The organism is Saccharopolyspora sp. NPDC000359 (assembly GCF_040300525.1).
Taxonomy (GTDB): Bacteria; Actinomycetota; Actinomycetes; order Mycobacteriales; family Pseudonocardiaceae; genus Saccharopolyspora.
In genome coordinates this window covers 31,992-41,804 of sequence record NZ_JBEPDU010000047.1, presented here as the reverse complement: position 1 = coordinate 41,804, position 9,813 = coordinate 31,992, and the positions used below count along the sequence as shown (strand labels likewise).

The following is a 9,813-nucleotide window of genomic DNA, read 5'->3' as shown; positions in this document are numbered from 1 at the left end:
TCCCGGTGGGTACAGTGGCGGGGAAACGCAGACGCGAGCTCGCACTCCGAGGTGGCGCAGCGGCAGCGCCGGGTGATCGAGCAGGTCAAGGGGGACCCCGTTTTGACCCTCTGAGAACGGGGCAGGTATCTTTGTTTATCGGACCCGACACCCATCGGGTCGATCCGCATGCCCGTGCATGACGTGGTCCCCGCCCCCGGGCGACTGCGCCAGCGCCGAGGATGTGTGGAACTCCTCTCGACAACCCCTCCGGGGTCGTTCCCGTCGGGGCGCATCAGCGCCGCAGAGGCCGAGGAGAGGGCGACACGCCCGACCTCGTGGTGCGGGGGGAGTCCCGAAACACAGTGCCTGACAGGTGCTCGACGCCAGGGCACGCCGAAGCTCGAACGAGCGGCCGCTTGGTCGAGTACCAGAAGACGCGAACGCTGACAGAAAGCCGGTCCATGCCCACCATCCAGCAGCTGGTCCGTAAGGGCCGCCAGGACAAGGTCGCGAAGACCAAGACCGCGGCGCTCAAGGGGAGCCCGCAGCGGCGTGGCGTGTGCACCCGCGTGTACACGACCACCCCGAAGAAGCCCAACTCGGCCCTGCGCAAGGTCGCCCGTGTCAAGCTGAGCAGCGGCATCGAGGTCACGGCCTACATCCCCGGTGAGGGTCACAACCTGCAGGAGCACTCGATCGTGCTCGTTCGTGGCGGCCGTGTGAAGGACCTGCCCGGTGTGCGCTACAAGATCCTCCGCGGTTCCGCTGACACCCAGGGTGTGAAGAACCGCAAGCAGTCTCGCAGCAAGTACGGTGCGAAGAAGGAGAAGAGCTGATGCCCCGCAAGGGTCCGGCCCCGAAGCGGCCGCTGCACGCCGACCCGGTGTACGGGTCGCCGCTGGTCACGCAGCTGGTCAACAAGGTCCTGGTGGACGGCAAGCGTTCGCTGGCCGAACGGATCGTCTACGCCGCGCTGGAAGGCTGCCGCGAGAAGACCGGTACCGACCCGGTCGTCACGCTCAAGCGTGCCCTGGACAACGTGAAGCCGACCCTGGAGGTCCGCAGCCGCCGCGTCGGTGGCGCGACCTACCAGGTGCCGATCGAGGTGCGTGCCGGTCGTTCGACCACCCTCGCGCTGCGCTGGCTGGTCTCCTACTCGCGGCAGCGCCGGGAGAAGACCATGGTCGAGCGCCTGATGAACGAGCTGCTGGACGCCAGCAACGGCCTCGGCGCGAGCGTCAAGAAGCGCGAAGACACGCACAAGATGGCGGAGTCCAACAAGGCCTTCGCGCACTACCGCTGGTGACGTCCGGGTGGCTCTTGCCCGCCTTGGCGCACCGATTCACGACAGCTTGCACCTGCTGTAGGGAACGGGGAAGAAACTCGTGGCACGCGACGTGCTGACAGACCTGACCAAGGTCCGCAACATCGGCATCATGGCCCACATCGATGCGGGCAAGACCACCACGACCGAGCGGATCCTGTTCTACACCGGGATCACGTACAAGATCGGCGAGGTGCACGACGGCGCCGCGACGATGGACTGGATGGAGGAGGAGCAGAAGCGGGGTATCACCATCACCTCGGCTGCTACCACCACCTTCTGGGGCGACACCCAGATCAACATCATCGACACCCCCGGCCACGTCGACTTCACGGTCGAGGTGGAGCGCTCGCTGCGCGTCCTGGACGGTGCCGTCGCGGTGTTCGACGGCAAGGAAGGCGTTGAGCCGCAGTCCGAGCAGGTCTGGCGCCAGGCGGACAAGTACGAGGTCCCGCGCATCTGCTTCGTCAACAAGATGGACAAGCTGGGCGCGGACTTCTACTACACGGTCCGCACCATCGAGGAGCGCCTCAACGCCCGGCCGCTGGTCCTCCAGCTGCCGATCGGCGCCGAGTCGGAGTTCGAGGGCGTCATCGACCTGGTCCGCATGAAGGCGCTGACCTGGCGTGGTGAGGTCCAGAAGGGCACCGACTACGCCGTCGAGGAGATCCCGGCCGACCTCGCCGAGACGGCCGCGGAGTACCGCGAGAAGCTGGTCGAGGCCGTCGCGGAGACCGACGAGGCCCTGATGGAGGCCTACTTCGGCGGCGAGGAGCTGTCCGAGGACCAGATCAAGGCCGGCATCCGCAAGCTCACCAACAGCCGCGAGGCCTTCCCGGTCCTGTGCGGCACCGCGTTCAAGAACAAGGGCGTGCAGCCCATGCTCGACGCGGTGGTGGACTACCTGCCGTCGCCGCTGGACGTCCCGCCGGTGCAGGGCACCCTGCAGGACGGCGAGACCCCGGCGGAGCGCAAGCCGAGCATCGACGAGCCGTTCGCCGCGCTGGTCTCCAAGATCGCGGTGCACCCGTTCTTCGGCAAGCTGACCTACGTCCGCGTCTACTCGGGCAAGGTCGCCTCCGGCTCCCAGGTCATCAACTCGACCAAGGGCAAGAAGGAGCGCATCGGGAAGATGTTCCAGATGCACTCCAACAAGGAGAACCCGGTCGACGAGATCCAGGCGGGTCACATCTACGCCGTGATCGGCCTCAAGGACACCACCACCGGTGACACCCTGTGCGACGCGGCGAACCCGATCGTCCTGGAGTCGATGACCTTCCCGGCGCCGGTCATCGAGGTGGCCATCGAGCCCAAGACGAAGGCCGACCAGGAGAAGCTGTCCACGGCGATCCAGAAGCTCGCTGAGGAAGACCCCACGTTCCAGGTCAAGCTGGACGAGGAGACCGGTCAGACCATCATCAAGGGCATGGGTGAGCTCCACCTCGAGGTCCTGGTCAACCGGATGAAGACCGACTTCAAGGTCGAGGCGAACATCGGTAAGCCGCAGGTGGCCTACCGCGAGACGATTCGCAAGTCGATCGAGAAGTACGAGTACACGCACAAGAAGCAGACCGGTGGTTCCGGTCAGTTCGCGCGCGTGATCATCGCCCTCGACCCGATCGAGCAGACATCCGACGCCCCGACCTACGAGTTCGAGAACAAGGTCACCGGTGGCCGGGTGCCGCGGGAGTACATCCCGTCGGTCGACCAGGGTGCGCAGGACGCGATGCAGTACGGCGTGCTGGCCGGCTACCCGCTGGTCGGCGTGAAGGTGACCTTGCTCGACGGCCAGTACCACGAGGTCGACTCGTCGGAAATGGCGTTCAAGGTCGCGGGTTCGATGGCGCTCAAGGAAGCCGCTGCGAAGGCCTCCCCGGCGCTGCTCGAACCGATGATGGCGGTCGAGGTGACGACGCCCGAGGACTACATGGGCGACGTCATCGGCGACCTGAACTCCCGCCGTGGCCAGATCCAGGCCATGGAGGAGCGCAGCGGTACCCGCGTCGTCAAGGCCCTCGTGCCGCTGTCGGAGATGTTCGGGTATGTCGGCGACCTGCGGTCCAAGACCCAGGGGCGGGCCAACTACTCGATGGTGTTCGACTCCTACGCCGAGGTTCCTTCGAACGTGGCTAAGGAGATCATCGCCAAGGCAACGGGCGAGTGAACCGCTGCTCGGTCCCGGGTCACCGGGGCCGAGCTCGGGCGACGCCTCGCGAAGGCGACCCGGGGGAGCAATCCCCTCCAGTTCGGCGGCGTGCGGGCCACCACCCGCGAGGGAAGCGGTCCGCACGTCACCTACCCGACAGGACTCCGCCTGGCACACCAAGTCGTACGGCGGAAAGTTAACAAGTCCAGGAGGACAATCCAGTGGCGAAGGCGAAGTTCGAGAGGGACAAGCCGCACGTCAACATCGGGACCATCGGTCACGTTGACCACGGCAAGACCACGCTCACCGCAGCCATCACCAAGGTTCTGCACGACAAGTACCCGGAGCTGAACCCCTTCACGCCGTTCGACGAGATCGACAAGGCGCCGGAGGAGCGCGAGCGCGGCATCACCATCCAGATCGCGCACGTCGAGTACCAGACCGAGAAGCGTCACTACGCCCACGTCGACGCTCCGGGTCACGCCGACTACGTGAAGAACATGATCACCGGTGCCGCGCAGATGGACGGCGCGATCCTGGTGGTCGCGGCGACCGACGGCCCGATGCCGCAGACCCGCGAGCACGTGCTGCTGGCCCGCCAGGTCGGCGTGCCCTACATCCTGGTCGCGCTGAACAAGTCCGACATGGTCGACGACGAGGAGATCCTCGAGCTCGTCGAGATGGAGGTCCGCGAGCTGCTGTCCGCCCAGGAGTTCCCGGGCGACGACGTGCCGGTGGTCCGCGTCTCCGCGCTGAAGGCGCTGGAGGGCGACGACGAGTGGGCCAACAAGATCGTCGAGCTGATGGACGCCGTTGACGAGAACGTTCCGGACCCGGTCCGCGACGTCGAGAAGGCGTTCCTGATGCCGATCGAGGACGTCTTCTCGATCACCGGCCGCGGCACCGTGGTCACCGGCCGCATCGAGCGCGGTGTCATCAAGGTGAACGAGGAGGTGGAGATGGTCGGCATCAAGGACAAGCCGATCAAGACCACCGTCACCGGTGTCGAGATGTTCCGCAAGCTGCTCGACGAGGGCCAGGCGGGCGACAACGTGGGTCTGCTGATCCGCGGCGTCAAGCGCGAAGAGGTCGAGCGCGGCATGGTCGTCGTGAAGCCCGGCACCACCACCCCGCACACCGAGTTCGAGGCGCAGGTCTACATCCTGTCCAAGGACGAGGGCGGGCGGCACACGCCGTTCTTCAACAACTACCGTCCGCAGTTCTACTTCCGCACCACCGACGTGACCGGTGTGGTGACCCTCCCCGAGGGCACCGAGATGGTCATGCCGGGCGACGACACCGCCATGTCGGTGCAGCTGATCCAGCCCATCGCGATGGACGAGGGTCTGCGCTTCGCCATCCGCGAGGGTGGCCGCACCGTCGGTGCCGGTCGCGTCACCAAGATCATCAAGTGACGTGGCGAGGACCCGCCTCCGCTCCGGCGGGGGCGGGTCCTCTGCGTTCTCGGTGACCTCGGTCGCCGAAAGCGACCCCCGATTTTGGCTGGCACAGCTCGTGTGTCATCCTGTATGGGTTGCTCGTTCAGGGCGGCTGGAAATTCGAAGCAGTTCGAAGGTCCGGCCGCCTTGCTGCGAGGGCCTCGGGCCCTTGTTCCGGTTCAGGACCGCGCTCCCGCGGTGCTGATGCCACCGGTTCCCGGTAGGCGGACCGAACAGGGCGAAAGAAGGTGTACGGGCCGCGAGGCCCACCCCATCGGCGACGTTCGAGGGGACCGGTGTGCGGTAGCTGGGCGACACGCCCGACCGCGTGTACCGGGCACCAGATACCTGAACAGGGGCGGACTGAGAGCTGTGGCGGCTCCCGGATCGGGGACCACACCAGGCTGAGGCCGCGTGGGGCACCGGTGCGGTGCACCCGCACCCAAGACCAAACCGCGGCACGAGACTAGAGGAACGGCAAGCCACTATGGCGGGACAGAAGATCCGCATCCGGCTCAAGGCCTACGACCACGAGGCGATCGACGCGTCTGCGCGCAAGATCGTCGAGACCGTGACGCGCACCGGCGCTCGGGTCGTTGGGCCGGTGCCGCTGCCCACGGAGAAGAACGTCTACTGCGTCATCCGCTCCCCGCACAAGTACAAGGACTCGCGGGAGCACTTCGAGATGCGGACGCACAAGCGGCTCATCGACATCCTCGAACCGACGCCGAAGACGGTTGACGCGCTGATGCGCATCGACCTGCCGGCCAGCGTCGACGTGAACATCCAGTAAGGCGCGGCGACGAGGTAGCGGAGAGAACGAGACTCATGTCTGACAGGCAGATCAAGGGGATTCTGGGCACCAAGCTCGGCATGACCCAGGTCTTCGACGACAAGAACCGGGTCGTCCCGGTGACCGTCGTGCAGGCCGGGCCGAACGTGGTGACCCAGATTCGGACCCCCGAGAAGGACGGCTACTCGGCCGTGCAGCTGGCGTTCGGCGCCATCGACCCGCGCAAGGTGAACAAGCCGCGGAGCGGCCACTTCGCCAAGGCCGGTGTCACCCCGCGCCGCCACGTCGTCGAACTGCGCACCGTGGACGCCGGCGAGTACGAGCTGGGCCAGGAGATCAGCGCCGACCTCTTCGAGGCGGGCGCCGTGGTCGACGTGGTCGGCACCAGCAAGGGCAAGGGCTTCGCGGGCACCATCAAGCGCCACGGCTTCCGCAGCCAGGGCGCGAGCCACGGTACCCAGGCGGTGCACCGCAAGCCCGGTTCCATCGGTGGCTGCGCCACCCCCGGTCGCGTGTTCAAGGGCATGCGGATGGCCGGGCGCATGGGCCGTGACCGCGTCACCACCCAGAACCTGAAGGTCCACAAGGTGGAGGCCGAGACCGGCCTGCTGCTGATCAAGGGCGCAGTGCCCGGCCCGAAGGGCGGCCTCGTCCTGGTGAAGAGTCCTGCGAAGGGTGGTGCGTGATGAGCCTGACGCTCGACGTCCGTACCCCGGACGGTAAGACCGACGGCACCGTCGAACTGCCCGCCGAGATCTTCGACGTGCAGGCCAACGTGGCGCTGATGCACCAGGTCGTGGTGGCCCAGCTGGCCGCCGCGCGCCAGGGCACCCACGCCACCAAGACGCGCGGCATGGTGTCCGGCGGCGGCAAGAAGCCGTACCGCCAGAAGGGCACCGGCAACGCCCGCCAGGGCTCCATCCGCGCCCCGCAGTTCACCGGCGGTGGCACCGTCCACGGCCCGCAGCCGCGGGACTACTCCCAGCGGACCCCGAAGAAGATGAAGGTCGCCGCGCTGCGCGGTGCCCTCTCCGACCGGGTTCGCGCCGGCCAGCTGCACGTGGTCACCGGTGTGGTCGGCGGCGAGCAGCCGTCCACCAAGTCGGCCAAGACCGCGCTGCGGAACTGGACCGAGGCCAAGAAGGTTCTGGTTGTGCTCAACCGCAACGAGGAGGAGACCTCGTGGCTGAGCCTGCGGAACCTGCAGAACGTGCACCTGATCGACCCCGGTCAGCTGAACACCTACGACGTGCTCAACAGCGACGACGTGGTGTTCACCAAGGCCGCGTTCGAGCGCTTCGTCGCGGGCCCGGTCAAGGGCCGGTCGGTCAAGGCCGCCGCGTCTTCCGCAGAGGAGGCAGAGCAGTGAGCGCCGACCCGCGAGACATCATCCTTGCGCCGGTGATCTCCGAGAAGAGCTACGGGCTGCTCGAGCAGGGGCAGTACACCTTCCTGGTGGACCCGCGCTCGAACAAGACCGAGATCAAGATCGCGGTCGAGAAGATCTTCGACGTCAAGGTCACCAGCGTCAACACGATCAACCGCGAGGGCAAGCGCAAGCGGAGCCGCACCGGCTTCGGCAAGCGCAAGAACACCAAGCGGGCGATCGTCACCCTGTCGCCGGAGAGCAAGCCGATCGAGATCTTCGGCGGACCGGCCGCCTGAGGGCTGATGAGGACGAGGTTGCGTTAACCATGGGCATTCGCAAGTACAAGCCGACGACGCCGGGTCGTCGCGGCTCGAGCGTGTCCGACTTCGCCGAGATCACCCGGTCGGAGCCGGAGAAGTCGTTGGTGCGGCCGCTGAACCGCAAGGCGGGCCGCAACGCTCAGGGCAAGATCACCACGCGGCACAAGGGCGGCGGCCACAAGCGGGCCTACCGCCTGATCGACTTCCGCCGCAACGACAAGGACGGTGTGCCGGCCAAGGTCGCGCACATCGAGTACGACCCGAACCGCAGCGCTCGGATCGCGCTCCTGCACTACGCCGACGGCGAGAAGCGGTACATCATCGCGCCGAACGGGGTCAAGCAGGGCGACGCCATCGAGAGCGGTGCGCGGGCCGACATCAAGCCGGGCAACAACCTGCCGCTGCGCAACATCCCGACCGGCACCGTGATCCACGCGATCGAGCTCCGCCCCGGACAGGGCGCGAAGATCGCTCGCTCGGCCGGTGCCCGGGTGCAGCTGGTGGCCAAGGACGGCCCGTACGCCCAGCTGCGGATGCCCTCGGGCGAGATCCGCAACGTGGACGCGCGGTGCCGGGCCACCGTTGGCGAGGTCGGCAACTCGGAGCACGCCAACATCAACTGGGGCAAGGCCGGCCGCATGCGGTGGAAGGGCAAGCGCCCGACCGTCCGCGGTGTCGTCATGAACCCGGTGGACCACCCGCACGGTGGTGGTGAGGGCAAGACCTCCGGTGGTCGCCACCCGGTCAACCCGAAGGGCAAGCCGGAGGGCCGCACCCGCCGCCGCAAGCCCAGTGACAAGCTCATCGTCCGCCGCCGTCGCACCGGCAAGAAGCGCTGAGCAGGGAGGTAAGCAAACATGCCACGCAGCCTGAAGAAGGGCCCGTTCGTGGACGACCACCTGCTCAAGAAGGTGGACGCGCTGAACGAGTCGGGCAAGAAGACCGTGATCAAGACCTGGTCCCGCCGGTCCACGATCATCCCGGACATGCTGGGCCACACCTTCGCGGTGCACGACGGCCGCAAGCACGTCCCGGTGTTCGTCACCGAGGCGATGGTCGGGCACAAGCTGGGCGAGTTCGCCCCGACCCGAACCTTCAAGGGCCACGTCAAGGAAGACCGGAAGTCGCGCCGCCGCTGAGCGGGTCTGTGACACGAACGAGTAAGAGCAAGGGGTAGCAGGATGACAGCCCGTACCGACTCCACTGCTGCGGAGGAATTCCCGCACGCAGTGGCGCGGGCCCGGTTCGTCCGCGTGTCGCCGATGAAGGCGCGCCGCGTGGTCGAGCTCATCAAGGGCCGGAGTGCCGCCGACGCCCTGGCCGTGCTCCAGTTCGCGCCGCAGACCGCCAGCGGTCCGGTGTCGAAGGTGCTCGCCAGCGCGATCGCCAACGCTGAGAACAACCTCTCCCTCGACCCGGAGACGCTGGTCGTGCGCCACGCGTACGTGGACGAGGGGCCGACGTTGAAGCGGTTCCGGCCGCGTGCGCAGGGCCGCGCGTACCGGATCCGCAAGCGGACCAGCCACATCACGGTCGAGGTCGAGTCCCGGCCGAAGGCGGCGACCAAGTCCCGAAAGAGCCAGAAGGGGAGTGCCCGGTAGTGGGTCAGAAGATCAACCCGCACGGCTTCCGACTCGGCATCACCACGGACTGGAAGTCCCGCTGGTACGCCGACAAGCAGTACTCGGAGTACGTCGCGGAGGACGTCAAGATCCGCCGGCAGCTGTCTCGCGGCATGGAGCGCGCTGGGATCTCCAAGGTCGAGATCGAGCGCACCCGCGAGCGGGTCCGGGTGGACATTCACACCGCTCGGCCGGGCATCGTCATCGGCCGCCGCGGTGCCGAGGCGGACCGCATCCGCGGTGCGCTGGAGAAGCTGACCGGCAAGCAGGTCCAGCTCAACATCCTCGAGGTCAAGAACCCCGAGGCGGACGCCCAGCTGGTCGCGCAGGGCGTGGCCGAGCAGCTGTCCAACCGCGTGTCCTTCCGGCGCGCGATGCGCAAGGCCATCCAGTCGGCCATGCGCTCGCCGCAGGTCAAGGGCATCCGGGTGCAGTGCGGCGGTCGCCTGGGCGGCGCGGAGATGTCCCGCTCGGAGTTCTACCGCGAGGGCCGGGTTCCGCTGCACACGCTGCGCGCGGACATCGACTACGGCTTCTTCGAGGCCCGCACCACCTTCGGCCGCATCGGTGTCAAGGTGTGGATCTACAAGGGCGAGCTGGTCGGTGGCCTGAAGCAGAAGCAGCAGGAGTCCGAGGTCCGTCCGCCGCGCGGCGGCGACCGCGGTGAGCGCGGTGGCCGTTCCGACCGCGGTGGTCGTCGCCGGGGCTCCGGCGGCGCGGACCGCGCTGCAGCTGACAAGTCCGCCAAGGCCGACAAGGCCGCGGAGGGCGAGCAGCCGCAGGCTGCTGCGGCTGAAGAGAAGACGGAGGGCTGAGAC

The 9,813-nt window shown here is 67.4% G+C and carries 12 protein-coding genes; all 12 read left to right on the top strand.

The annotated features are described in order from the left end of the window. Positions 1 to 443: 443 nt before the first annotated feature. The 12 genes from rpsL (at position 444) to rpsC (ending at position 9,810) form a co-directional block, all read left to right on the top strand. A complete protein-coding gene (gene rpsL, locus ABT324_RS26090) occupies positions 444 to 818 on the top strand; it encodes a 30S ribosomal protein S12 (RefSeq protein ID WP_093155402.1) in 375 nt (124 codons plus the stop codon). Next, positions 818 to 1,288 carry a 30S ribosomal protein S7 gene (gene rpsG, locus ABT324_RS26085; protein ID WP_150067111.1) on the top strand — a complete coding sequence of 157 codons (471 nt, stop codon included), beginning with the start codon at positions 818 to 820 and terminating at the stop codon, positions 1,286 to 1,288. The genes rpsL and rpsG overlap by 1 nt, the downstream gene beginning before the upstream one ends. A 79-nt stretch (positions 1,289 to 1,367) precedes the next feature. Further along, positions 1,368 to 3,470: an elongation factor G gene (gene fusA / locus ABT324_RS26080; protein WP_351182767.1), complete on the top strand. Its 2,103-nt coding sequence runs from the start codon at positions 1,368 to 1,370 to the stop codon at positions 3,468 to 3,470. 203 nt (positions 3,471 to 3,673) lie between these two features. Further along, entirely contained in the window at positions 3,674 to 4,867 is a 1,194-nt protein-coding gene (gene tuf / locus ABT324_RS26075; protein ID WP_351182765.1) for an elongation factor Tu, read from the top strand. Between the two features lie 511 nt (positions 4,868 to 5,378). Continuing rightward, a complete protein-coding gene (rpsJ, locus tag ABT324_RS26070) occupies positions 5,379 to 5,684 on the top strand; it encodes a 30S ribosomal protein S10 (RefSeq protein ID WP_009948626.1) in 306 nt (101 codons plus the stop codon). Between the two features lie 35 nt (positions 5,685 to 5,719). Next, complete coding sequence (gene rplC, locus ABT324_RS26065) at positions 5,720 to 6,370, top strand: 50S ribosomal protein L3 (protein ID WP_351182763.1); 651 nt, start codon at positions 5,720 to 5,722, stop codon at positions 6,368 to 6,370. Then, positions 6,370 to 7,053, top strand: a complete 684-nt coding sequence (rplD, locus tag ABT324_RS26060) for a 50S ribosomal protein L4 (protein ID WP_150067115.1) — start codon at positions 6,370 to 6,372, stop codon at positions 7,051 to 7,053. Before rplC ends, rplD begins: the two co-directional genes overlap by 1 nt. Beyond that, on the top strand, positions 7,050 to 7,349 hold the full coding sequence (gene rplW / locus ABT324_RS26055; RefSeq protein ID WP_270947601.1) for a 50S ribosomal protein L23: 300 nt from the start codon (positions 7,050 to 7,052) through the stop codon (positions 7,347 to 7,349). The genes rplD and rplW overlap by 4 nt, the downstream gene beginning before the upstream one ends. Before the next feature lie 29 nt (positions 7,350 to 7,378). After that, positions 7,379 to 8,212, top strand: a complete 834-nt coding sequence (gene rplB / locus ABT324_RS26050) for a 50S ribosomal protein L2 (protein ID WP_150067117.1) — start codon at positions 7,379 to 7,381, stop codon at positions 8,210 to 8,212. Positions 8,213 to 8,230: 18 nt separating this feature from the next. Further along, positions 8,231 to 8,512 (top strand): 30S ribosomal protein S19, encoded by a 282-nt coding sequence (gene rpsS / locus ABT324_RS26045; RefSeq protein WP_093155222.1) that lies wholly within the window; start codon positions 8,231 to 8,233, stop codon positions 8,510 to 8,512. 42 nt (positions 8,513 to 8,554) lie between these two features. Then, complete coding sequence (rplV, locus tag ABT324_RS26040; protein ID WP_029536138.1) at positions 8,555 to 8,974, top strand: 50S ribosomal protein L22; 420 nt, start codon at positions 8,555 to 8,557, stop codon at positions 8,972 to 8,974. After that, the gene (gene rpsC / locus ABT324_RS26035) at positions 8,974 to 9,810 is read left to right on the top strand and encodes a 30S ribosomal protein S3 (RefSeq protein ID WP_351182761.1); all 837 of its coding nucleotides are present in this window, start codon (positions 8,974 to 8,976) and stop codon (positions 9,808 to 9,810) included. The genes rplV and rpsC overlap by 1 nt, the downstream gene beginning before the upstream one ends. Positions 9,811 to 9,813 lie beyond the last annotated feature (3 nt).